The sequence below is a fragment of the Paenibacillus apiarius genome, assembly GCF_017052585.1.
Taxonomy (GTDB): Bacteria; Bacillota; Bacilli; order Paenibacillales; family Paenibacillaceae; genus Paenibacillus_B; species Paenibacillus_B apiarius.
Window position 1 is genome coordinate 444341 of sequence record NZ_JAFFHZ010000001.1, and the last position, 25028, is coordinate 469368.

The 25028-nt window shown below is 48.6% G+C and carries 21 protein-coding genes; 11 read left to right on the plus strand and 10 right to left on the minus strand.

Going from position 1 to position 25028, the window contains the following annotated elements; translation table 11 throughout:
- Positions 1-71 precede the first annotated feature (71 nt).
- The 3 genes from JSQ80_RS02135 to JSQ80_RS02145 all read right to left on the minus strand — a co-directional run bounded on the left by JSQ80_RS02135 (position 72) and on the right by JSQ80_RS02145 (position 4416).
- On the minus strand, positions 72-1091 hold the full coding sequence (locus tag JSQ80_RS02135) for an ETX/MTX2 family pore-forming toxin (RefSeq protein ID WP_206094174.1): 1020 nt from the start codon (positions 1089-1091) through the stop codon (positions 72-74).
- A gap of 247 nt (positions 1092-1338) precedes the next feature.
- Positions 1339-3201 (minus strand): bifunctional metallophosphatase/5'-nucleotidase, encoded by a 1863-nt coding sequence (locus tag JSQ80_RS02140; RefSeq protein WP_206097442.1) that lies wholly within the window; start codon positions 3199-3201, stop codon positions 1339-1341.
- 159 nt (positions 3202-3360) lie between these two features.
- Positions 3361-4416 carry a phosphatidylinositol-specific phospholipase C gene (locus tag JSQ80_RS02145; RefSeq protein WP_240463472.1) on the minus strand — a complete coding sequence of 352 codons (1056 nt, stop codon included), beginning with the start codon at positions 4414-4416 and terminating at the stop codon, positions 3361-3363.
- 251 nt (positions 4417-4667) lie between these two features.
- Here JSQ80_RS02145 and JSQ80_RS02150 point away from each other — a divergent pair, with 251 nt between their 5' ends.
- Both JSQ80_RS02150 and JSQ80_RS02155 read left to right on the plus strand, forming a co-directional pair.
- Positions 4668-5552, plus strand: coding sequence for a helix-turn-helix domain-containing protein (locus JSQ80_RS02150; protein WP_087434209.1), 885 nt, complete (start codon positions 4668-4670; stop codon positions 5550-5552).
- A gap of 596 nt (positions 5553-6148) precedes the next feature.
- Positions 6149-7786, plus strand: coding sequence for a pyridoxal phosphate-dependent decarboxylase family protein (locus JSQ80_RS02155; protein WP_206094175.1), 1638 nt, complete (start codon positions 6149-6151; stop codon positions 7784-7786).
- 113 nt (positions 7787-7899) lie between these two features.
- Here JSQ80_RS02155 and JSQ80_RS02160 read toward each other — a convergent pair whose 3' ends face one another.
- The 5 genes from JSQ80_RS02160 to JSQ80_RS02180 form a co-directional block, all read right to left on the minus strand.
- Complete coding sequence (locus JSQ80_RS02160; protein WP_206094176.1) at positions 7900-8499, minus strand: undecaprenyl-diphosphatase; 600 nt, start codon at positions 8497-8499, stop codon at positions 7900-7902.
- Between the two features lie 54 nt (positions 8500-8553).
- The gene (locus tag JSQ80_RS02165; RefSeq protein ID WP_206094177.1) at positions 8554-9288 is read right to left on the minus strand and encodes an ABC transporter permease; all 735 of its coding nucleotides are present in this window, start codon (positions 9286-9288) and stop codon (positions 8554-8556) included.
- Entirely contained in the window at positions 9285-10202 is a 918-nt protein-coding gene (locus JSQ80_RS02170) for an ABC transporter ATP-binding protein (protein ID WP_087434214.1), read from the minus strand. Before JSQ80_RS02170 ends, JSQ80_RS02165 begins: the two co-directional genes overlap by 4 nt.
- Positions 10203-10345: 143 nt before the next feature.
- On the minus strand, positions 10346-11362 hold the full coding sequence (locus JSQ80_RS02175; RefSeq protein WP_206094178.1) for a sensor histidine kinase: 1017 nt from the start codon (positions 11360-11362) through the stop codon (positions 10346-10348).
- On the minus strand, positions 11352-12074 hold the full coding sequence (locus tag JSQ80_RS02180) for a response regulator transcription factor (protein ID WP_206094179.1): 723 nt from the start codon (positions 12072-12074) through the stop codon (positions 11352-11354). Before JSQ80_RS02180 ends, JSQ80_RS02175 begins: the two co-directional genes overlap by 11 nt.
- A gap of 246 nt (positions 12075-12320) precedes the next feature.
- Between JSQ80_RS02180 and JSQ80_RS02185 the strand changes: the two genes are divergently transcribed.
- From JSQ80_RS02185 to JSQ80_RS02225, 9 genes are all read left to right on the plus strand, one after another.
- Complete coding sequence (locus tag JSQ80_RS02185; protein WP_206094180.1) at positions 12321-13415, plus strand: ABC transporter substrate-binding protein; 1095 nt, start codon at positions 12321-12323, stop codon at positions 13413-13415.
- A gap of 96 nt (positions 13416-13511) precedes the next feature.
- The gene (locus JSQ80_RS02190) at positions 13512-14357 is read left to right on the plus strand and encodes an ABC transporter permease (protein ID WP_206094181.1); all 846 of its coding nucleotides are present in this window, start codon (positions 13512-13514) and stop codon (positions 14355-14357) included.
- The gene (locus JSQ80_RS02195) at positions 14354-15211 is read left to right on the plus strand and encodes an ABC transporter permease (RefSeq protein ID WP_206094182.1); all 858 of its coding nucleotides are present in this window, start codon (positions 14354-14356) and stop codon (positions 15209-15211) included. Before JSQ80_RS02190 ends, JSQ80_RS02195 begins: the two co-directional genes overlap by 4 nt.
- The gene (locus JSQ80_RS02200) at positions 15211-16227 is read left to right on the plus strand and encodes an ABC transporter ATP-binding protein (RefSeq protein ID WP_206094183.1); all 1017 of its coding nucleotides are present in this window, start codon (positions 15211-15213) and stop codon (positions 16225-16227) included. The genes JSQ80_RS02195 and JSQ80_RS02200 overlap by 1 nt, the downstream gene beginning before the upstream one ends.
- Positions 16211-16984, plus strand: coding sequence for a DeoR/GlpR family DNA-binding transcription regulator (locus JSQ80_RS02205; protein WP_206094184.1), 774 nt, complete (start codon positions 16211-16213; stop codon positions 16982-16984). Before JSQ80_RS02200 ends, JSQ80_RS02205 begins: the two co-directional genes overlap by 17 nt.
- A gap of 737 nt (positions 16985-17721) precedes the next feature.
- The gene (locus JSQ80_RS02210) at positions 17722-17952 is read left to right on the plus strand and encodes a hypothetical protein (protein ID WP_087434221.1); all 231 of its coding nucleotides are present in this window, start codon (positions 17722-17724) and stop codon (positions 17950-17952) included.
- Positions 17953-18195: 243 nt separating this feature from the next.
- A complete protein-coding gene (locus JSQ80_RS02215) occupies positions 18196-21318 on the plus strand; it encodes a DNA polymerase III subunit alpha (protein WP_206094185.1) in 3123 nt (1040 codons plus the stop codon).
- A gap of 2 nt (positions 21319-21320) precedes the next feature.
- The gene (locus JSQ80_RS02220) at positions 21321-22106 is read left to right on the plus strand and encodes a DUF72 domain-containing protein (RefSeq protein ID WP_087434223.1); all 786 of its coding nucleotides are present in this window, start codon (positions 21321-21323) and stop codon (positions 22104-22106) included.
- Positions 22103-22690, plus strand: a complete 588-nt coding sequence (locus JSQ80_RS02225) for a uracil-DNA glycosylase (protein ID WP_206094186.1) — start codon at positions 22103-22105, stop codon at positions 22688-22690. The genes JSQ80_RS02220 and JSQ80_RS02225 overlap by 4 nt, the downstream gene beginning before the upstream one ends.
- A gap of 62 nt (positions 22691-22752) precedes the next feature.
- Here the strand turns inward: JSQ80_RS02225 and JSQ80_RS02230 are convergent, their stop codons facing one another.
- Positions 22753-23901, minus strand: a complete 1149-nt coding sequence (locus JSQ80_RS02230) for an ABC transporter permease (RefSeq protein WP_206094187.1) — start codon at positions 23899-23901, stop codon at positions 22753-22755.
- 1 nt (position 23902) lies between these two features.
- Positions 23903-25027 (minus strand): ABC transporter permease, encoded by a 1125-nt coding sequence (locus JSQ80_RS02235; RefSeq protein WP_206094188.1) that lies wholly within the window; start codon positions 25025-25027, stop codon positions 23903-23905.
- Position 25028 lies beyond the last annotated feature (1 nt).

A 25028-nucleotide genomic window follows, 5' to 3' on the forward strand; every position in this document is an offset into this window, starting at 1 on the left:
GAAAAGAGTCCATAATAATAGCCGTTTCTTCCTAGACAGAAAGAAACGGCTGTAGAGCTGTGTTGAAATGATCAGTCCATATCAATTGGAACCGTGCGTTTATTTACAAGCTGAGCATTGTTCTCATCCGTCACATCATAGGTTGTTACGATTAACTCGGCGCCATATACACCCGAAAAAGAACCTTTCCCGCTTACTTCAACAGTAGAATACGCATTAGCCGCAGCTCCGTATCCGCTCGTTGTAATATGAACTCCGGCATTTTTGATTTCTTGCTGCTGAGCGGATGTCAGGCCGGCATAGTGCCTCCCCAGAAAATTATTGTATTCAAATTTCTTTGACTCTTGCATGCCCATCCAGCCAGTATATACTCCTGTTGCTTTTATTATGCTGCGATTAGCCATCGTGCTTCCCGTTTGACCTGTAAATACAACATCTCCCCGATAAGTTCTTTGACTGAACTCCACTACTGTTTTATACGTTTTATGCGGGGGAACTTTCACGGGTTGCGCAGGCACTTCCAATGTATAGGATTCACTTGTCGTATTCGTTTCCGTATTGGCTGTGTTGTATTCCAGATTTATTTTGCCTGCACCCTCTAAAATTAACGGAAGGATGAATTTATTGCCGAGATCCCCGCCTCCACCAACTTTGAATCCGCTGGAAACACTGGTTGAATTGGATTCCGTATACGTTTTGCTGAATTTCACAGTGTTGAAGCTTTGATCTTCATTCGTTTTATTTGGAAATGTGTTTTCTCCTATAAAAACAGGCAGCGTTGAATCATAGTGTATATTTTCAGTTTTCGCATCAATAGACAGATCGATGACGGGTGTAACACTATCTGGATTAGCTCGAAGCCAGTATCTAAAACCATTACTTTCAGGATTGGCAATCGTATTTGCCAAATGATTTTTGTAATAATACGTGCCCACCTTTTTAAGCACTTCATTCACATCCACGATCCCGATGCTTTTTTCTTGGGCAATAAATGATTCGGCGGCATAAGCCTGGGGCGGAATGGAAACGGTTCCAAGCGTGAGCAGAGAAAGCCCGATAACAAGACCATTTTTCAAAAAATGTTTTCTCATTGTGTATCCCTCCGATTGATTATGCTGATGATGTCGCTTCATAAGCCTCCTTTCATTCGGGTTAAGGTTATGGTAGCACGGCTTGCATTTCCTCATTGCATAAGGATTGTTATATTCTGTTGCAATCGTGTTAAATGCCTGGGATAAGCAGAACGAGCGCCCCCTGCATAGTTCAGGGAGCGCTCGCCGCCACAACACATTTATTTTATGATTCTATCCTCAATATAGGCTTCGTCCGTTCGCCGGACTATTTTACTTCGACAATGCGATTCTCTACTGCAGGGTGAATGACCTTGTTGTTAACCAAGTATTCCTCTACCACTTCATAGAAGGTGATGCCGGTATCCAGCACACGCTCCTTCTTCAGCATCGAGTAGCCGTCACCGCCTGATGTAATGAAGTCGTTGGTTGCAATCTTGTAGGTTTTCGCCTGATCAAGCGGCTGTCCGCCAACCTTCACTTCAGTCACCCGCTCGCCAACCGGCTTCTTCACATCGTAGACGAAGGACAATCCGCCTACTTGCAGGAAAGAGCCTGGCAAATCATCGGCTTTCTCCGCCCCTTTGACGGATACTTCCAGCGCAGCCTTCACATCCGCACCGGTCGCTTCCACAATCGTCAATGTATTCGGGAATGGCAGAATGGAATAGAGATCCTTCTTCGTAACATCTCCCGCCTGCTTGCTGGCCCGGATTCCCCCGCCATTGACTAGCGCCACATCAGCTTCATATCCCGCGATACTCTTCGACTTGGCGATGAGCGCATCCGCAATGAAGTTGCCCAGATTGGTCTCCATCGCGCGAACCTGCGTCCGCTCTCCGTCTAGATTGACTTCCGTTTTGCCGATTACATCCTTCATCGATTCCTCTACCTTGGTCACGACCTCTTGGACGAGCTTCTCGATCTCCGAATCAGCCTTTACCTTCTCGTCGTACTCGACCAGCCCGCCGCTGAAGCCGACAAGCTCCTTGTTGTAATAGTAGAGATCAACGCGTCCCAGCGACTTGCCGTACTCCCAGTCCTGTACAATATAAGTGCCGTTGACGACTTCTGGCGTGCGAAGCGGAGTATGGGAATGCCCGCCGATAATGAGGTCGATTCCCGCTACGTTTTCCGCAATCTCCCGGTCTTTTTCAACCCCGATATGCGATACGACGATAACATGATCGGCTTCCTTCTTCATCTCCGGCACCAATTGCTTGGCAATGTCTACCGGATCTTTGAACGTCAGGCCCTTCACGTTGTTCGGATGCGTAACGATCGGCGTCTCTTCCGCGACAAAGCCAATAAACGCAAAGGTCTCGCCGCCAACTTCGGTCGTGAACGTCGGCACCAGCAGATTGGAGCCATCCGCCTTGAAGACGTTGGCGCTAATCATCGGATATTTCAACTGATCGCGCAGCTTCAACAGCTGATCGTAGCCGTAATCGAATTCGTGGTTCCCGGCTGCCATCGCGTCATATCCAAGCGAATTCAAAATGGGAAGAATCGATTCCCCTTTGAACTGATTCGTATAGATCGTTCCTTGGAATGTGTCTCCCGCGTCCATCAAAAGGAAGTTCTTGTTTTCCTGCTCCCATTCTTTGACGAGCGTAGCGATTTTGGCGTATCCGAATTCTTTCCCGCGCTGATCTTCCTTAATGTGCCCGTGCACATCATTCGTATGGGCAATCGTAATATGCTCCGTGAGAGCAACTCCCAGCGCCTCAACCAATTGCTCGCGGGTCACATGGGGACCGTCCGGCAGCTCGAGTTCGACGCCTAGTGACCGGGCAATTTCGGAAATACGCTTGGCGGAGGGAGCCTCTCTGTCATTAGCGCCCTCTTGTGCCGTAATCGCTCCTTTGCCGGAAGCCCAGTCCAGATAACCCTGCGCCCAATATCCATTCTGCTGCGGAATGGCCTCGCCGGTGCCTCTGGCAATCAGCGCGACGGTTTCTCCCAATGATACCGGGCGTTCCAGCCGCAAGTCACCTTGCTCGTAGCCCGTAATAATATGTTTCTGCTGCATCCATTCATTGTGCTGCACCGGATGGAGCGGATCGGCAAAAGCGGGTGCCGAGAACAGTATCCCCAACGCGCCTGCCGCCAATAATGAATACGCTTTCATGCGAAACTTCACAATAATCATCCTCCCTTTAGACTGATAGAATGATAACCCTGAACAAATATAAATAGATTCATTCCTTTTGTCAATCAAAAGTTATACATAGATAGTTTTATATGGGTCAAATTATTGATCAAACTAACCCATAGGGAGACGATATGCTTATTTAAATAAATTCTTATTAGCATTAATAATATTTTCAATCAATCCTTTTCCCGGGAAATCAGCTGCAACAATGCCGGTATACTCCAAATTGTGATTGGCTATATAATCCGTTGTCAAAACATTAGTTCCTTCAAATGCAATTGTGCATATCCCGATGAAACAATCGGTTCTGGGGAAATCCGGGTATGAATCTGACCACCCAGGAGTAGTCAATCCCGTAGCAAGCCGGGGCGCGGATGTTCCAGGGCTGCTATGTCCGCTTGCAACAAAGTATGGATACGCAATATTGCCGCCGCTTAAATAATTGATGAATTTGGTCTTAGAACCTTGTTGATGACTATCGTTTGCCTTCTGCAATTGTTTTTTTACATCCAGCCATTTTTGGTATAAATCCCAGTTCGTCGACACTGTATAATTATCTTGGATATCGAATTGACGAGCATAATCGATTCCGATATTCGAACCGGCAACATTACGGAGAATGACTATTTTCCCTCTCATTTCTCCTAGTGCAGGGTTTGTTATCGCACCGTTTCTGCTGTCCCAAAAATAGCCAGGATATCTATCCATATATCCCTGAAGGGTGTCATTGAACACCTGATTAGAAACAGAACTGTGTTCTTGTTTGATGCGCATCAAAACCGTTTCGCTCGGATTGCGCTTTAAAAAATCAGTAACCTCATTGAGAACGTCCCCAAACATGGCATCTAAATAGTAGGGGCCATGATGAAGCGCAAAAGAACCGTCAACATAACGGCAGCGAATATCCAAAAAGCGAATTCCGGAATTTAACTGCGTATTTAGCGTCATTGACTGTGTATAAACATGGTCGGTTGCAGGCTGGGAGGTTTTGTAAGCCATACTGTCATGTGTGCCTGGAATGGATAAATCACTTAATCTGGCATCCTCTTTAATTAAACCCATCCAGTTTGGATTTTGATAATCTGCTGTTGCATCATGAGAATATCCAGGATGCCAATGTGCCCACGCAGGTTGTGCATGAAATCCCAGAATTGAAGCTAGAATAATTGCAAACATAATGATTTTCTTCATTATCATCTGTCCCCTTTCCAATGTCCCTTCATTCATAAAGAGTTTCCATAAGCGCTCTGTTTTGAATCAGAAGCAATTTAACGATATCACGGATTTAGCGCCAGAATTGAATAAGCATTGTTATATTGTGTTTCGAAAATGTGAAAGTCCCGTTCCCCATGTGGACACCAATGTATAAAAACCTATAATGAAGGTATAAAAATTCCACAGTTGATTGAAAGATTGAGGGATGAATGGGAAAGGGGCACCATATGGTTTATACGGAAAGTGCTGCTGAAAACGGAAAGATTATAAAGGGGTTGCGCTTGAGACTAGGATTAAATCAGAATGCTTTGGCAAATGGGATCTGTTCACAATCCTATTTAAGCAAAATTGAAAGTGGCAAGGAAGTTCCATCTAGCGCCATTTTAAATAGGTTATCGACAAAATTGAGGGTGGATTTGGAGCACTTATTTGATGAGAGCGAAAAGGCAAATTTGAACTATAGAAATAATATCAAAAGTATTATCCAATCCTTTATACAAGATCATAATTATGAACAAGTGTTAAAGATTGTAAAGTACGAAAGCCATCTTTTTAATTCGCCTGAAGAGCAACAGTTCCTCTTGTGGGCGAATGCGATATCTCTTTACTACTCGAAGAAAGATTTGAATGCGACTATGATGTCATTAAAAACAGCATTAAGAAAAACTTGTACATGTTTAAAATCTTGTTCCGTACAGGAATTGACCATCATGAATAGTATTGGCATTATATTGTCTGAATCGAAGCGGAACCGCCAGGCTTTGAAAATTTTAAAATGGGCTTGCCAACATATAAATAAGCATGATTACATCGAAGATATAACGTTGCCCATCAAAAATATTTATGCGCTCGCACGTTCATTGTCACGGAATCATGAATATGATCATTGCATTCGCCTTTGCAATGCCGGAATTGAACAATGCTTGCATCATCATTCCATTTATCTTATGGGAGAGTTATATTATGAAAGAGGTTTGAATCACTATTTTTTGAACCAACCGCAGTTGACATTACAAGATTTCGAACAAGCAATCATGTTCTTCACACTAACAAAGAGATATGACTTCAAAGATTTTGTGGAAAATAAAATAAAAGAATTTCAATTAAGATAATTGATTTTTTTATCAGGCTGAAACAACCTTAAAATTATAGCCGTTTCTTCTTATCCGGGAAGAAACGGCTCGTCCATCATATTCAGACTTTCAGTAGCCTCCCCCCACTAGCTGTACCTGGTAAGAAAACTCCTTGTATTGCTGGCGTCTTTCGCACTTTCTTCACCTTCATGCTACGAAAGTTAAGTCACTTATTGTAAATAACATCACTGTTCAGTACAATATGATACACAGCAAGAGCATTATAACAGTAAGCTAGGCGAGGAAGGGAGGCACTATTCGGGGAACTATGCGGCTCCCGCATTCGCTGCTGTTCATCATTTCTCACAGAGCAATCCCCCCTCTCCTCCCGGTAAGCGCCATTACAGGGAGAGAACACACATCCCCATGCAGCAGGCGTATACTCCATGACACTGGCAATTTCCTTGTTCTCGACTCCTATATTTGCGGAGCCGGCAGTTGCGCCATCATCCGAGAAATCCGAGCCGTCGCCCAACCCCAAAATTGTAACCGCTTCCTTCACGCAGCACGGCCTGGATCTGTTGAGCCGGAGGACGCAAATAGGGAAGCAGAGTAGTAATAATGGAGGATTAGACATGAAAAAAAAAACAATTGTAGAAAAAGATTTTTTACATTCCCAAGAAGATAATTTAGAAACGTTATTAAACAAGACAGCCCTCCTTCAAAAACAGCTTAAAGCCAATAATCATCTTAACCCTAAATTCCCTTCAGAGACATTTCTTTATAAAAAAGAGTTGGAAAAGAGTTATATGCCTGAAACTGGAATAAATACAGAGGAGGTCTTTACAAGTCTTTCTGAAATGTTTGAAGGAAGTATTCGACCACAATCACCATATTCGCTCTTTAATATGGTACCATCACCATTACTGGATACAGTGGCTGCAACAACAATGACGCAATTATACAATTCAAATAGTCTAATGGATGCTTTTGGTGGAAAAACCATATTATTTGAACAACGCATAACAAGGGCCATTGGTCGTTTAGTAGGCTGGGATCAATCGTATGGAATTTCTTGTAATGGCGGAAAATTAACACTTTTTTATGCCATAAAATCAGCAATTTCAAAAGTCGCTCCTGAGTCAAGACGTGAAGGCATTCCAAAGGATCTCGTTGTTTTAACAAATGAGGGAGCACACTATTGTGTTGAACATGTATGTTCAATACTTGGATTAGGAGCGAATCAATGTATTCGTATTGGAACAAAAGAAGATTGGCGAATGGATATAGATAAATTAAAACAGGTTATTTACGAGCAACTAGCTAAAGGTAAGCGTATTGCAGCCATCGTTTGTTGCGGTGGAACCACAATTAACTTTGCTTGTGATGATACAAATGAAGTTTATCAATGTGTAGTGCAGGTTTTTAAAGAAACGAACCAAACATATTTCCCATATTTTCATCTAGATAGTGTTATCGGTTGGCTGTGGTTTAATTTTATGGGCTTAAGTGAAAAAGAATGGGAACAACGAGTTGAAAATCCTGAAATCCGTTTCAAAATTAAGCGAGCAGCACAAAAAATGGAAGGTGTTTCTCATTTTGACTCGTTCGGTGTAGATATGCATAAAAATGGTTTATGCCCGTATTCAACAAGTTTTTTTATTTCAAAAACAGATGAATGTTTTAATCGCTTGAATGAAGGTACATATACGTACGGAGAAAATGACTATGAATTTGGTAATTTTCGTGCCTATCGATATACCGTTGAAAATTCTCGACCAGCTACCGGCATCGCTGCTGCCTGGGTAGCAATGAATCGTTTAGGGAAAACAGGCTACCAAGAATATTTAGTCCGACTGCATACATTAAGTTCATTGTTTAAAAAAGAAATAGAAAATCTAAGTGGTGTGTCTGTTATTAATACTGCTTCACTCGGCTGGGAAATTGTTTTTACGATTTCATTTAACCGAGTTCGATTACATTATTCCGATTTTGAACCGAGTGAAATTGCCAAAACGTTCATTCAATATTGTTGGAACGAAACTAATAAAGGACGAGAAATCCCATTAATCAGTATTGTTCCAGAATTTAAAGTGAATCCAGAGGATAGAATGAAAATAGCTTTTTTACTATACCCCATGCATTTATTTTCCGAGGATAAAACCGGTGAGATTATAAGTAACTTAGCATCGTGTATTTACGAATTTGAAATGAAAGTAATATCAGGAGAAATTGTAATTGAGAATCGTCTTTTAGAAAAACCAATCCGCTGAGGCGCACTTGGTAAGGGTTTATGGAAATAAAAAGCCGATTTTTCCTACGCTAAGGATTATCGGCTTTGTTTTTTTGTGCCTGCGCACTTCTTTGCGGGTCCCAAATGACATTTTCAAAAGTTGTCGGACTTGCTGTTTGCAGGCAGGACGCGCTGTTCCGCTTTTTCATACAGAGCAAGCAACCGCTTGATGACAGCAAGCTTTGGCGCTGACCAGTATACGAACAAGGCTGATATTATGCCTAACAACGCCCCTGCAGCGACATCTACAGGATAATGGACCCCTACCCAAATCCGGGAGACGGCTACGCAGCATGCAAGCGCAAGCCAGAGCCACCCTTCCTTTTTGCGAACGAGCCAGAAGGAGACACAGATTGAAAAAAACAGGATCGTATGGTCGCTCGGAAATGAATTATCGATGGCATGTTCGATAAGCTTGTTGACGTGCGGCAGCTCCGCAAATGGCTGATGATGGGAGTAGAGCCGGCCCGCCAATTTCCCGATGATTTCAGCAAGAACGAAGGCAAGCCCCGCCTGAATAACCATCATTCTGTTTTTGCCGGTGCGGGTGAACCAATATACAACCAAACTCAGGCCTAAAATATACAGCATATATTCCGCCACAAAGACGGCTAGCGGGTTAAGAAAAGCGAACTGCTTGCCTAAATCATTAATCGCTCGAAAGACATCTATATTAACTTGAGAAAAAGACAATTTGACTTCCTCCTATTTGCAAATTCATGTCTGGACTGCCTTTACGCAACGGCGTCAATGAATATCCTCTTTTTTAAAGTAAACAATGGTTGCGATAAGTCCTATGATAGCGGTAGCGATAATAGCCGCATACGAATAGATTGGTGGATATTCGGGAACAAAACCATTGTCCGTGATAACATGTACGGCTGACCAAGGATATATAGCCTTATATTCTCGATTGGCAAGCGCTACGTTCCCCATCGTAATGACAGCCGTAAATATAATGGTCGGAACATAATTTTTGAACAGAAAGGTGACAAACATTGTTGGGGTCGACAACATAAACAGCAGGCTGCCTCCGATGAAAAATTGTTTCAGTGATTGCAGCAATACGGCAGCATTCAAGCCTTCATACTGCGCCAGCAATCCCAAAATGAACGTCAATCCCCAAGCCGTTAAGGTTAATATCATGATCCAAATGAACAGCAGCACCAGCTTGCTTACAATAAGGCTGGTTCTTGATATGGGAATGGTCAACAGATTTTTCAATGTATCTTCCACGTGCTCGCGGTTAAACAGATAAGCGGTAATGACGCCATATAGCAGGGTTCCGATTAGAAGAAGCACATACAGATTGGTCTGGGAAAATGCCTCGCTGAATAAAACAGGCATGCCGGGCTTCTTCGATCTGTAATCTAAATATCCGATAAAGACCATCAACGGGGCTGCTGCCGCTCCGATTAGGCTGACCATGAACATCTTGGCCCGCTTCAGCTTGAGAAGCTCTGTATACACCAAATTAATCACTCGTCCCGCCCCCCTATTAATTTGATGAAATAATCTTCCAATCCATCTTCGCTCATTGCAATCCTCGATACCTCGATGTCATGCTCCACGAGCATTTTGTTAATCATGCCTTGCTGGCCGATGTGCGAGTACACGCGGATGATCCCCTCGTCATGAACCTCATAGTCAAAAATATCGAAATGCTGCTCCAGAAGCATGGCCGCTTTATTATCGCTGGATACTTGGAACTCCAGAAACTTGCGATTTCTTCTGCGAAGCTCTGCAAAAGAGATCTCTTCAAGCAGCTTCCCTTGATGGACAATCCCGATATGATCGGCAAGCTGCTCGACTTCGGTTAAGATATGGCTCGAAATCAGAATCGTTATCTTTCTTTCTTCGGCCAATGATTTAATAAGCTTTCTAATTTCCTTAATGCCGATCGGATCCAAGCCATTGGTAGGCTCATCTAATATCAACAGCTCCGGATGATGAAGAATGGCGCGGGCGATTCCCAGCCGCTGCTTCATCCCCAAGGAATATTTGCCGACCAGCTTAGCCGGTTCATTCTGCAGCCCGGCGATATCCAGCGCTTCCTCGATTGCATTTTTTTTATGGACGCCCATGAGCTTGGCATTGATGAGCAGATTTTCCCGGGCCGTCAGGTTTTCATAAAAGCCTGAAAACTCGACAATGGAGCCTACCCTCCTTAAAATCTCCTTTTGCTTGGCGAGCAAATTTTCTCCGAATATTTCGATCTGCCCTTGGGTTGGCCTGATTAAGCCCAGCAGCATGCGAATGGTCGTCGTTTTTCCTGCTCCGTTCTGGCCGAGAAAACCGTAAATCTGCCCTTGCTCCACGGTCATGTTGAGGTTGTCCACCGCTTTTTGCATGCCATATGCTTTCGTTAACTGGGTCGTTTTTATGATTGCGCTCATGATGCACCTCCTGCTTTTCACGATTTCTTCATCAGCTCATAACTCCATGATAAGCAGGTGATTTTAAATGCCTCTTAACCAGTTCTTAATTATCTCTTAACATGAGCCAAGCGCGTTCATAAAGCCGGATTTTTGAACGTGCTCTAAAAGTGTCTGGGGACGGAGAAGCTGAACGATGTTTTACGTCCCGGCTCGCTTTCCGCCCATATTTCCCCGCCGTTTTTCTCGACAAGCGCTTTGGCGATGGCAAGGCCCAGGCCGCTTCCCCCGTGCAATGGATTTCGCGAGCGCTCGGTGCGGTACATTCGTTCGAACACCTTCGTCAATTCGTCCTTCGGAATTCCCGGCCCTTTGTCCCATATGCTCAATTGGTACTCTGTCGCATGCTCTGACAGCTCAACGCCCAATATTTTTCCATGTTGTCCGTACTGCACCGCATTTTTTATCATATTGTTCATGATTCGGCGCAGGCTGAGCCGATCTGCCGTAACCAAGCATTTTTCTTCCGGGATGGACACGTTCAGCTCCATGTCCGCTTTTTTCAACTCGGGCAAAAAATCGATTACCGCTTCCCGCGCGAGCTCGGCCAAGTCAAGCGTCTCCGGCTGCAATGGAACTTCATCTGCATCCAGCTTCGCCAGATGGAATATTTCATCAATCAAATTCTTCAAGTCGGTTGCCTTAGTTGAGATAATGGCAACATATTGTTGCTTTTCTTCACTCGACGCGGCGATATCGTCGCTCAGCGCATCCACGTATCCAATAATCGAGGTAAGCGGTGTCCGGATATCATGGGAAATATTAGACAGCAGACTCTTTCGCGCCGCCTCGGATTTGAGCGTTTGGACTCGGACTTTGTCTAATTGCTCGATTAGCTCATTGACAGAGAAAATAACTTCATTATATAAAGGCTCGTCATTCGCCAACAATCTAGTATTCACATTCCCGCCGATGGCTCGCTTCAATGCCGCAATCATGCCCCTCAGCCTGGTCATGAATTGAAATCTCATAAATAAAAGAATGCCCGTTATTGCAAAAAGCGCAGTACATAAAACCCCGCGAAAGATTCCTTGGGGCTGGTTCATCAAATCCATCGCAATAAGACCCGTCATCATTAATAATTGCGCAACGAGGAGAAGGATGCTTTTGTCAGGCTTCATCTTTCTCACCTGCAAACTTATACCCGATTCCCCACACCGTCTGGATCCATTTCGGATCGGAAGGGTCATCTTCGATTTTCTTTCTGAGCTTGCGGATATGCACCATCACCGTATTGTCATCTTCCAAATATGCGCTGTCCCACACTTGGCGAAATATTTGGGTCTTGGTAAAGACTTGGTCCGGATGAGAGGCAAAAAACTTCAGCAGCTCAAATTCTTTCGCCGTCAATCCAATCTCTTCCCCGGCTTTCGTCGCGGTATATTTTTTAAGATCGATCGTCAAGCCTTTATACCGGATTATCGACTCCTCATCAACACTGCCTATACTGCCTTCGCTGCCCAATACTAAAAACCGCCTTAGATGAGCCTTGATTCTGGCAATCAATTCATTGATGCTGAAAGGCTTCGTCATATAATCATCCGCCCCGATGCCAAGCCCCAAAATCTTGTCAATCTCTTGGTCCTTGGCCGTGAGCATGAGGATCGGAATATTCGTTTTATGGCGCAGCCTTCTGCATACCTCTATGCCATCGATCTTCGGCATCATCAGATCCAATAGGATTAAGTTATATTTGTTGTTGTCGAACAGACGAAGAGCTTCCTCTCCATTGACCGCCACATCGACCTGATACAATTCTCTTTCCAAATACTTTTTCAATAAATCCCGAATTTCTTTTTCATCATCGGCTATAAGCACACGAATATCTTCCATTCTCTCACCAGCTTTATCTTTTCATAGGCAAACTTGTAGATTTAGTTTAACCAATCCCGAACGAAATTGCACATGGAAGAGCCGCTTGAAATAAAAGAACCCCCGCAATTTGGACACAACCTCTAACCGCCCCCTTTACAATACATTATATTCCGCTTGATGTTGGTTTAACTTTGTTCGTCTATGATTAGTCACGTAAACGGATGAAAAACAAAGTGAAAACTAAATGAAAAAGGAGTCATGAACATGCGAACTCATCGTTTCATGAAATGGACGGCAACTGTGCTTGCTTCCGCATTTTTGCTCGCAGGCTGCTCTTCCGGACACACGGCTGTCCAAGCAGTCGATGCTTCCAGCCTGACCTTGGATCAAATAGTAGAAAAGGCAAAGCAAGAGGGTGAAGTGAATTCGGTCGGCATGCCGGACACTTGGGCCAACTGGGTGCAAACGTGGAACGATTTAGGAGCGAAATATGGCTTGAAGCATACAGATACAGACATGTCGAGCGCTGAAGAGCTTGCGAAGTTCGAGTCGGAACAACATGACGCAACCGCGGATATCGGTGATGTCGGCATTGCGTTCGGTCCGCTGGCGAAGCAGAAAGGACTGACACTCCCCTACAAAACTTCATACTGGAACGACATTCCGGATTGGGCCAAAGACGATGAAGGCCACTGGCTGCTTGGCTACACAGGCACGCTCGCCATCATCACGGACAAGAACAAAGTGCAGACCCCCCCGAAAACGTGGGATGACATTAAAAACGGCGCCTTTAAAGTCGCAGTCGGCGACGTCATGAAGGCGAACCAAGCGCAATTCGCCGTCTTGGCCGCCGCTTACGCCTTCGGCGGAGACGAAACGAACATTCAACCGGGCATCGATTTCTTCGCAGAACTGGCGAAGAACAAGCGCCTTGCTTCCAATGATGCCGGACTGGCGAATCTGGAGAAGGGCGAAGTGGAAGTCGGCTTCCTGTGGGATTTCAACGCCCTCGGTTACCGCGACAAGATCGACAAGAACCGCTTCGACGTCGTGATTCCGCAAGAAGCTTCCGTCATTAGCGGCTACGCTACCGTCATCAACAAATATGCGAAGCATCCACACGCCGCCATGCTGGCGCGAGAGCATATTTTATCCGATGAGGGCCAATCGAATCTGGCACGCGGCTATGCGCGTCCAATCCGCGCGAACGCGAAGCTGGCCGGCGATGCCAAGGCAATGCTGCTTCCGGACGATATGTACCAAAATGCGAGGCCGGTCAAAGATGTAAAGGCATGGGAAGAAACGGCGAAGAAGCTGCCGCAGCTCTGGCAAGAGCAGGTGCTCATCCATGTCCAATAACAAGCTCGTCTTCATCATGTTGGAGCACACATCGGCGTCTCCATAAGGGGACGCTTTTTGTTCCCCGGACAGACATCAGCCGAAAGGAGCATGTATATGAAACGATTCAACAGCATGCTGTGCATCACGGTGATCCCGTTGTTCATTTTTGTGGCGCTGTTCATGTTCGTTCCGCTCTTCACGATGATCTCGGGAAGCTTCCAGCCGGACGGCGGCGGCGCGTTCACGTTGTCGCAATATACAGAAATATTCACGAATCCGTATTACTTGAAAGCATTCGAGAACAGCATTCTCATTTCCTTATCGTCAAGCTTCATCGGCATTGCAGCCGCGGTGTTCGCGGCATACGCGATTACCCGTTTCCCTAAGCGCATTCAGGAACGCGTGCTCGTCATAACGAACTTGACCTCGAACTTTGCAGGCATTCCGCTGGCGTTCGCCTTTATCGTGCTGCTCGGCAACAGCGGCTTGTTCACCTTGCTGTTCCGTCAATTCGGCATTGACCTGTCGGCATCGTTCGATTTGTATTCGTGGTCGGGGCTGACCGTCATTTACGTGTACTTCCAGCTTCCGCTCGCGATTATGCTGCTGTATCCGATGTACCACGCGATCCAGGACAATTGGAAGGAAGCCGCATCGCTGCTCGGCGCATCCCCTGTCCAATTCTGGAGACGCATCGGACTGCCGATATTGCTGCCGGGGATCGCAGGCACATTCAGCATCCTGTTCGCCAATGCGATGGGCGCCTATGCTTCGGCTTACGCGCTTACGGGCAGCAACTACAATCTCGTGCCGGTGCGTATCGGCGCGCTTGTATCTGGAGATATATTCGCCCGGCCGGAGCTTGGGAGCGCCTTGGGCGTGCTGCTTGGCTTAACGCTGCTGGCCGCCATGCTCGTCAATGAATGGCTGACGCGCAAAGTTCGGAGGGATCTGCCATGAACCGATTGACCCGTTCGCTGCCGATGGTTGCTTTTGCGGCAGTGCTCACCTACTTGTTCCTTCCCGTTGTCGCCACCTTGCTCTACTCGCTGGCCACGTCGTGGAACAAGACGATATTGCCGGAGGGCCTGACGCTGCAATGGTTCGGCGAGCTGTTCCAAGATACTCGGTTCATTCAGGCATTTGGACGCTCGCTGCTGCTAAGCAGCACAGCTACAATTGCCGCCGTTGCCGTCATCGTTCCGGCCACATTCGCCATTTCGCTGTATGCTCCCAGGCTGGAGCGCTGGGTGCAAACGCTCGTCATGCTCACTTATGCCGTGCCGGGCGTCATTATGGCGGTCGGATTGATTCGGGCCTACTCGGGCAAAGGCATATCGATGATTATCATCGTCTGCGGCGCATATGTTATCGGCATGCTCCCGTTCATGTATCAAGGCACTCGCAACAGCCTGCGCGCCGTACAGGCAGGCTCGCTGATGGAAGCGGCCGAACTGCTTGGGGCAAGCCGCATGAAAGCTTTCATGCGTGTTATCGTTCCGAATATGATGCCTGGAATTCTCGTATCGGCGCTGCTCTCCTTCTCTATCTTGTTCGGTGAGTTCGTGCTCATCAATATTGTTGTCGGCGGACGCTTCGAAACGATGCAGCTGTACTTATTCGCCAAATTAAATACAAGCGGACACATCGCAAGCGCCATTACCGTCACGTACTTTGTCCTCATGGCCCTTCTCAGCGCATGGATTGTGAAGCTGACAGGACGCGCATCCAAGCCTGGCAAGGAACATGGCGCTACGGCGGCTGAAGCTGCTGTCCCTGCAACAAAAGCGATAATAAGCAAGGAGGCTTCGTAATGGGCTACGTACAGATGAATCAAGTCAACAAGACGTTTCATAAACAAAAGGTGCTCGACAGCATCGAGATGCAAATGAAAAAAGGGGAATTGGCCACTCTCCTCGGCCCGAGCGGCTGCGGCAAAAGCACGCTGCTCCGCATCTTGGCCGGCTTGACGCCGCTCGACAGCGGCACCATTCATATCGACGGCAAGGACGTCACCCCGATTGAGCCGAAGGATCGGAACATCGGCATGGTATTTCAATCGTACGCGCTGTTCCCGAACTTGACGGTAACCGGCAATATCGCTTTTGGGTTGGAAATGAAAAAAATGCCGCGTGACGCCATCCGCCGCGCCGTTGGCGAGATGATTGAGCTCACCGGCCTCCAAGGCAAGGAACATTCATTCCCGCGCGAGCTGTCAGGCGGCCAACAGCAGCGTGTCGCGCTCGCCCGTTCGCTCGTAACGAAGCCGAAGGTGCTGCTGCTTGACGAACCGCTCAGCGCCTTGGACGCGCAAATTCGCAAAAACCTGCAGCGGCAGCTGCGCTCCATTCAGCGGGAATTGAATATGACGACCGTGCTCGTGACGCATGATCAAGAGGAAGCGATGGCGGTAAGCGATCATATTTACATCATGAATGCAGGACATATTACTCAGCATGGAGCGCCGTATGATATATACACGCGGCCCCGCAACGAGTTCGTTGCGCGCTTCATCGGGAGCTATAACGTGTGGAGCGCCGAAGCTCTCAGCCGCATCGCGCCGCAGGTCGGGCATTCAGACAGCAAGCTATATGCGGTTCGTCCGGAAACGTTCTGCATGCAGCCGCTTGAAGGCGGAATAGCCGTCACAGGCACGGTCGGCAGCGTGACGATGCTCGGCAGCATTACGCGCATGGAATTGAACGTGCAAGGCCAACAAGTCGTCGTCGACCAAATTCAGCGGACATTGGATTGGGTCAACGCCGGCGCTGCCGTCACCGTATATTTACATCCGAAGGACGTGATTCCGCTTCATGATGCTACTGCCTGATGAACGTAGACAGTATATATTGGAACAACTCCAACGGTATGGGAAAATTAAGGTGGCGTCCCTCGCCTCTGCGTTAACCGTCACCCAGGAAACGATCCGCCGCGATCTGGACGAGCTGGAAGCGAAGCAAATGCTGAAGCGGGTGTACGGCGGCGCCGTTGCTTATTCGCATGTGAAGCAGGAGCCCCGCTTCGAGAAAAAAAGCGGCATCGAACACGCGGCCAAACAAGCGATCGGGGAAGCGGCCGCCGCGCTCATTCAAGATGGCGATACCATCGTCATCGACGTCGGCACGACGGCTGTCGAGCTCGCCCGGGCCATCCGCGGCGTCGTTCGCGTAACGATTGTCACGAATTCAATTCCTGCCGCGGAGCTGCTCAATGAACGGCTGGAAGCCAAATGGTTCGACGGGAAAGTGATTATGCTCGGAGGCGTGACGCATCCGGAACAGAAATCGATAGCGGGCGCCTTGACGTGCGAATTGCTTGCGCGCTTCCGCTTCGATAAAGCGTTCATCTCCTGCGGCGGGATAACGCCTGCCGGTATTAGCGATTACGACATGGAAGAATCGCTATGCTCGGCCTTGATGATTCAACAAGCGAAGCAAGTGTACGTGCTGGGAGACCGCTCGAAGCTTGGGGGTACGCCATTTTTCCGCATCTGCGATCTGGACAAAGTCACCGCCGTTATCTGCAATGCGCCGCTGCCGGGGGATTGGGCGCGGTCTGGCGTCAATGTCGGGTGGATTACCACATAGGGTATGCCGCAGTCCTGAATGGAAGCTGCTCCCCCCGCGTCGCAGAGGCGCTATGCCTAGGCGCTGATTGATGCGAACTGCGGCCATGTGCTATTTAGAGACGATGCACATACTCGTTTCAGGCATGGTAACAGCTCTGCACGGAATTTGGCATCATCCCTCGACATTATTCTTTCTGGTCAAAGGCCTCCGCCAGCTTCGCGCGATACCAACTGCAAAAGTGCATCTTATTTTAGGAATTTGACCGTTTTTCGCCCACCGAAATGCAAATCTACATTTATAAATCATCCGAAATCCCCGAAATTGCTTAAATCGAATAATTCTACTGCACTTTTGCAGTCTATTGACCTAAAAATTCATTTTTTGCCGAAATCAGATGCACATATGCAGTTCAAGCGTCCAACTGCGTATCAATCTACCAGCGGTCATCTACTTTATGGGCAAAGAAGGGTGCTGAGCTTAGAAAAAAGCGGTGTTAACCGTCGAGAGAAATGGATTGCTTCCTATCACGTAGCAGAACCATTTTAGCTATATTTAATACCGTTATATGAAACGACATTACTCATAACCGCCGCCATAATGCATGGCATCCTTCCGAATGGCTTGCCATATTGCTCCTCGCCTTCCTTGCATCCAGCGCGTCCAAGCGTAGACAAATTCCCCTCAGCGGAGATGTATATTCGCCGTGTCTCACCAAGAAGCGCATCATAAGGTAATGATAAAGGAGGGGAATTCGAATGGAAGCATATCATAATTGCTTGTATTGCATGAACAAAAAAGTCCGCATCCTAACGATTGACCGTAAAGAATATGTAGGAACGATAGTGAATGTAGATAGAGAAAACGTCTACTTGCGTCCCGAAGCAAGAGGCGGCCAGGTGAAGACATCCGCCTTCTCCCCATTCTTCTTCAACAACGAAATCTTAACGCTAAGCTTGTTCACCTTGCTTGCTATCGCTTTGATCTAACACGACCAGACCCGGCAGCTTGCCGGGCCGGTCTTGTCTCATGGAAGGGATTCAGCGCGAGGGGCCCTAGGCTTTCCGCGTTGCAGCTTATCCGCCACGATGTATATCCCTGTTCATCTGGCACTGTTGTCAATACTGATCCGAATTCAATGAAATGGTTGAACCGGAAATAACCTACAATGGACACCAATCGTTATCCCCGGTATGATAGAAACAAACGTTCCCGTTCAGAGGAGGTCTGTCATGGAAAAGTTGGGGACAAGCTTCGTACACCTGCACGTTCATACAGAATATAGTTTGAAGGAAGCGGCGTGCCGCTTGGAAGAACTTTTGCAAACGGCCGAATCATGGAACATGGATGCACTGGCGATAACCGATAAGGGGGCAATCAACGGGGTGATTCCATTTTGCAAACTTGCCGGGAAACACGGTATCCATCCGATTATCGGGTGCGAAATGCAAGTTGGCGATGAAGGAGAATCTCTCATTTTATTGGCTGCGACCAATCGGGGCTACGAGCAGATCGTCGAGCAGTTGAACGGTGATTCCTTCCATCCTCCAGCCTCCCATGGCGATATTATCGCGCTGAGCGGCGGCAGAACCGGAAGCATTCATCGTCTGATCACGAGCGGGCGGATGGATCTGGCAGAAAAGCAAGCCCTTCAATATGTAAAATGGTTCGGGAAGGAACATTTCTTTTTAGAGGCGCAGCATCATGGATTTGCAGACGATGAGATATGGCTCGAGCGAACGGTTCAGCTTTCCCGCAACATGAAGATTCCAATAGTGGCCACTCACGACGTCCATTACCTCGCACCCGAAGAAGCCCCTTTGCTTCATATGCTCCAGCATCGTAAAAAGCAGCCGCAAGCGGTTCCCCCTTCAACGACCGGTCCGTTTTATTTCCCCTCTCCCCTTGAAATGAAGGCGAAATTCCGCCATCTTCCGGATGCTTTGGCGAATACGGTCCGTATCGCGCAGCGATGCCGGTTTCAGCTGGAATCAGAAGCTTGCAGACTTCCAAGCTTTCCCGTGTTGCAAAGGTGGAGCGTAGAACATCATTCATGCAATCACTCCAACACGGAAGAAGGAATGAACTCTGCAATGCCGCCGAGCAACTCAGATGATGCGCTGCGCCATTTATGCCTGAAAGGGATGCAACGGCGGTTTGATTCGTCTGTACCCGCCGCTCTCAATGGTTCGAAGCGGCAGAGAACGACAGATCGAATGAATGAGGAGCTTGAGGTCATTGCGAAACGGGGGCTCTCCGACTATTTCCTCATTGTGTGGGATATTGTGCAGTATGCGCGGGACCGGAAAATTCCCGTTGGACCCGGAAGAGGTTCCGCCGCAGGAAGCCTTGTGGCGTACCTGCTTGGCATAACAGAGATTAATCCGCTCCTGTACGGCCTTTCCTTTGAACGTTTTTTGAGTCCGGATCGCGCTGATTTGCCGGATATCGATGTGGACGTCTGTCAAAGAAGGCGTCATGAGCTGCTGCAATACGTCAAAAACAAGTACGGAGCAGACCGGATTGCGCATATCGGTGTACTGAACACGTTCGGAGCGCGAGGGGCGGTTCGGGAAGCGGGGACTTATTTGGGCTTGCCGAAAAAACAAGTGGATGTGCTGGCAAAGCTGCTCCCTCCTTTTTCCGGAAAAGGCGGAATCCGCCACAGTCTTGAAACCCTGCCGGAGCTGCACAAGCTGCCTGTCGATAAAGAGCCGTTCAAGTCGCTATTTCAACTTGCCGAACGCCTTGAAGGATTGCCGCACCAGCACTCGACTCATCCTTCGGGTATGATTCTCGGGGATCACCGATTGGCCCGGACGATTCCGCTGCAGCGAAGATCGAACGGAGAGCCGATGACTCCCTTTACCAAGGAAGATATCAAAACAATAGGCTTATTGAAAATCGATCTTCTCGGCTTGCGCAATCTGACGATCATTCACGATACGCTCGCCTCGATTCACGAAAGAACAGGCAAACAACTCGAAGTGAGTGATATTCCCCTGGACGATCCGGACACGTTCCACGCGCTCGGCAGCGGAAATACGCTCGGATGCTTTCAACTGGAAAGTATGGGAATCCGCCAATTAATGCGCAGGATGCGGCCACACAGCATCTCCCATTTAGCCGACCTGCTCGCATTGTATCGGCCTGGAGCATGGAATGAAGGAATCGTGGAAACGTATTTGCGCCGGCACCGGGGTGAAGAGAGTTTCAAGGTTATGCGTCCTGAAATGGAGCCCATTCTGTCACCGACTTACGGCTTAATCCTGTATCAGGAGCAGGTGATGACTATTGCTCAAGCGGTTGCAGGATGCTCAATGGGCGAAGCAGACTCGCTCCGGCGCGCTCTATCCGCAAAATCAGTCGAAGCGCTGTCCAACCACCAGCTGCGGTTTCTTCAAGGAGCGGCAGAGCGAGGCGTGGAAGACAAGGAGGCTTTGGCCGTATTCGATTTTTTGGCCCGGTTTGCCGGGTACAGCTTCAATAAAGCCCACAGCGTGTCCTATGCCTATCTGGCCTATTGGACCGTCTATTTAAAAACGCATTTTCCGAAAGATTATATGGCCTCCTTATTAAGCGGGGAGGGAGGGTACTACGACAAAAAAGTATATATAAGGGAGATCTCCAAAATGGGATTCTCTCTGCTTGGTCCCGATATTAACCGGAGCGGGCTCGGGTTTCATGCCGAAGCCGAGGGAATCCGCGTAGGTCTGGATGCTATACAAGGCTCTGGGCCGGAATCGGTGATCTCCTTGCTGCGTTCCCGCTGCAGGGATGGTGAATTTCAATCTTTTCCCGAATGGGTTCAACGGATGAAAGCGAGCCGGATCAAAAGGCCGGTGCTCGAAGCCTGGATCGCTTCGGGTGCGTGTGATCGGATTGGCCGCCGGCGAGAGATGATCGCGTGCTTGAACGGATTACCGAGGGCCGCCGGCGGTAATTCCATATCCGCATCGGTTCCCGATTTTACCGAACCGGAAAAAAGAAAGATGGAAAAGGCTCTGCTCGGCTTTTCGCTGCAGCGGTCCACCTCCGGAAAATGGAAACAATTTTTGCAGCGTTTCGACATCGTTCCGATCCAAGCGTTATCCGAGTTCGGCAATCATGCCCGAGTACGCATATGCGGAACAGTCGTCCACAGCAGACGATATCCAACAAATGCAGGAGAATACGTGCTTATGCTCGTTCTGCAGGATCATACCGATATGATTGAAGTCATATTGTACCCTGGAACATACAAGTCTTTCTTATACGAATTGAATCCTCAGGGCATATTACTTGAAGGCTTCGTCCGGATGCAGAATGAGCAGATGCAAGTCGTTGCGGACAAAATCAAAGCGCTTGGAGGATGAATATGCTATTGATCGGAACGGCCGGTTACAGCTATGAGGATTGGCGCGGGGGCTTTTACCCCGAAGATTTAGACAAAAAAGAAATGCTTTCCTTTTACGCCCGGGAATTCGCGTTTACAGAGGTAAACTCCTCGTTTTACGCGATGCCCAACCGATTTATGCTCTATCATATGCGTGAGAAAACACCCGAACACTTCCAGTTCGTCATCAAAGCATATCGGGGGATGACGCACAAACGGGAAGATAACGAACAACACTTTCGCGATTTTAAGGAGGCGTTGAAGCCATTAATAGAAGCGGGCAAACTGGGATGTGTACTGGCCCAGTTTCCAACCAGCTTCCGCAATCGGGATGAAAACCGGGATTATTTAAAGGAATTCAAAGAGTGGATGGGCGACATTCCGGTCGTCGTCGAATTTCGCCACGAAGAATGGATCGATGAACGCATATTCGACTTGCTGGATGAAGAACAATTGGGTTATGTGTGCGTGGACGAGCCGCAGTTCAAAACGCTCGTTCCACCAATCGTCAGAGCGACCGGCCCAATTGGTTATATTCGGTTCCACGGCCGGAACTATAAGAAATGGTGGCATCACAAAGAAGCGCACGAACGGTATGACTATTTGTACAGCGAGAAGGAATTGGAAGATTGGGTTCCGAATATCCGCAAACTTGCCGAGAAAACGGAAAAGACGTTCGTAAGCATGAACAACCATTACCGGGCGCAGGCTGTCATCAACGGCCGGATGCTGCGGGAAATGCTGCAGAAGGAGGTCGTATCCCAATGACCGTAGATGCGGCCGTCCCTCAGAATCTGCAAGCCATCGGCAATTTGGAAGCGTTGCAAGCTGTCTGTCAGCGCGTCTTTGTACCGGGACCGGGAGAGCGGCTTGTGTTCGGCGAAGGACCGCAGCATGCCCGTCTGCTGCTGCTCGGGGAGGCTCCCGGGGAAAAAGAAGCCGAGACCGGCCGCCCGTTTGTCGGCAATTCGGGAAGGCTGCTGGACAAATATTTGCAGCGGTCAGGCATTCGCAGGGAGGAGGTTTATGTGACGAACGTAATCAAAGTGAGACCTCCCGGCAATCGGACGCCGCGAACATCGGAAGTCAAAGAAGCTCTGCCGGTTGTGCTCCGGCAAATTGAACTGATTCGCCCGGCGGTTATCGTGTGTCTGGGAAGCATAGCCGTACAGGCCATGGTGGATCGAAAAGCAAAAATAACGGAAATCCGCGGAGTGTGGCAGGAGAAAGACGGGATCCGCATCATGCCAACCTACCATCCGTCCGCCGTATTTCGCGACGAAAATAAAAGAGAGCTTCTGAAGCAGGATCTCTCCTCAGTCGCACACGCCTTGGGCGAGCCGGGAGCATGATAGCGGTCTAAGGCCCTCTTCACAGGGCCCTAGCATTCACGTGAACCAGATGGACCATCCATTTACACGAACTGTCTAATGTCATTGTTGCGGCCAAATCGGAAGATCGCGATCAGCGCGAAGACGGCCGCGAAGGCGATCAAAATCGCCATATTCAGGTACAAGCTGCCGAGAGTCTGGCCTTGCTGAAGCTCATTGATCATATCCAGCAGCCAATACTGGGGCATGAAGTGCGAGATTTTGCGCATCGTGTCCGGCATGATGTCTATTGGGAAGAAACAGCCGGCGAGCAGACATGTCGGCGTGATGAACAGATTTTGCATGGCGCCTGCGCCTGTGCTGCTCTTCGCAAACGCGACGATCAATAACGACAGGCTGATGGACGTCAGCGCGAACAAGAGTAGAGCCGGGATCATTTGGCCGTAAGAGAAGCCCGAGTCGATATGAAGGATGTTCTTCATCACGATCAGCGTGACCCCAATTTGCAGCAGCATGATGACGGCGTTGACGACCATGTTCGCGAGCACGTACGTCCTTGCCGATACGGGCGAAGACAGAAGGCGCAGGAACGTGCGGTTCTCTTTTTCCTTCAGAATCATCTCCGACATATTGACGGCGGAGGACATCATGAACACAATGAGGAAGCCGATGGATTGATACGTCACCCTCTTCGTGTTCGACGTGTCCTGCAGCGTTTCCCCTGTCAGGGTATAGCCTTGCTGGCCGTATGCATCATAAATCTTGTCGAACTTAGCATCATCGCCTCCCGCGCTGTTGCCGATCGCAGCGATATTGCGGACATAGCTTCGAAGCATTGACTTGACATAGGCGGTTACCTGTGCGCCCTTCACGGAGACGATGTTCAGGTGTTCCGGCTTGCCAGACCGCACGCTGGCGGCAAACCCTTGCCCGAACACGATTCCGCTGTCCAGCTTGCCTGCCGCGATATCGCCGTTCAGCGTTTGTTCGTCCGTGACAGTGACCTTGATTTGATTCAAGCCTTCCAGGAACCGGATTGCGTCCTGCGTAATCATCTGGTTGCCATCTTCGTTAATAATGCCCACGTGGAGCGTCCCGTTGTTATTGTTGTTGTACAGGAACATGGAGAGCAGCACGCCGACGATTGGCAAGCCGAAATAGACGAACCAGCTTTTTTTGCTGCGGAACGTGCCCGCCAATGTTTTACGGATAATCCATACCAATTCACTCATATTATAATGCCTCCCGTTTGCGCATAGAGATGACCGCAATCATTAGAAAAACAGCGGCGATGCCGAAATTAAGCCCAATGGCAGGCCAAGCGGCTGCCAGATTGTCGGCATAGATGATTTGCATCAAGGCCGTATTGGCCCAGCGCAGCGGCGACAAGTTGGTTAGCAGGGCCATGAAGCCCTCTGTATCGCCGATCGGGAAGTACGCGCCCCCGATGAAAGAAGCGACCTGAGTGAAAATCATGACGAACGCCCGGGATCCCTCTCCTTGGACGAGGAAGCTTACGCCTAATCCCAAGCTGACGGCGAGCAGGACCTCGGTCAACAGGATGAGGAAGATCATGCCGTAATGATTGCCCCAATCCGCATGGAACGCAAATTTACTGAACAACACGACGCCCAGTACACATAGCAGATTGATAAAGGCGCACCCGATGATTTTTCCTATGAAAATCTCCCCTTTGCTGATGGGAGCGGCCATCAAGCGAACCGCGGTATTGCGGGTTCGTTCGTCGCTGAATAAATAGCTGGCCGAAAACACGGAGTAGAGCGCGATCATCGTGGTCATCGCGATGGCGTAATAGTCAATGGAGCCCGGCTGTTTATCCGGATTCAGCGCAGTCTCGCTAATGAAATCGCCGCTCTGCCCGGCGCTGGCGACGATCTCCTTAGCAGCCGCAGGGTCTGTCTGGAAGGCGGCGGCCGCGAGCGCGTAGCGATCCGCGAATGCCGTCAGCATGCCTTGGATGATGTTGCTCTCGATCGTGTACTTGCTGCTGCCATAGAACTTGATGCCGTCGGTGCCGAGCTCGGCATAAGCGGTATAGCGTCCGGCGCGGACTTCCTCCTGGCCGATCATGCCAGCCTCTGCCTGGACGACTTCGACGCCTTCCTTCCCGATCGCCTGCGCAAAGCCGTTCCAATCGGCCGTTCCTTGCATGCTCGTCCATTCACTGTTAACGAGCAACCTCATATCGCTAACCTTCACGCCGCTCGTAAACGCGTTGGAAAGCGCCGCGCCGAGAATGAGCATGAGGGCGATCGGCAGGGCGAGCATGAAGAGGAAGGTTCGAGTGTTGCGAAGGTTGGACTTGATTTCTTTAAGCGCGATATTCCATATGTTCATG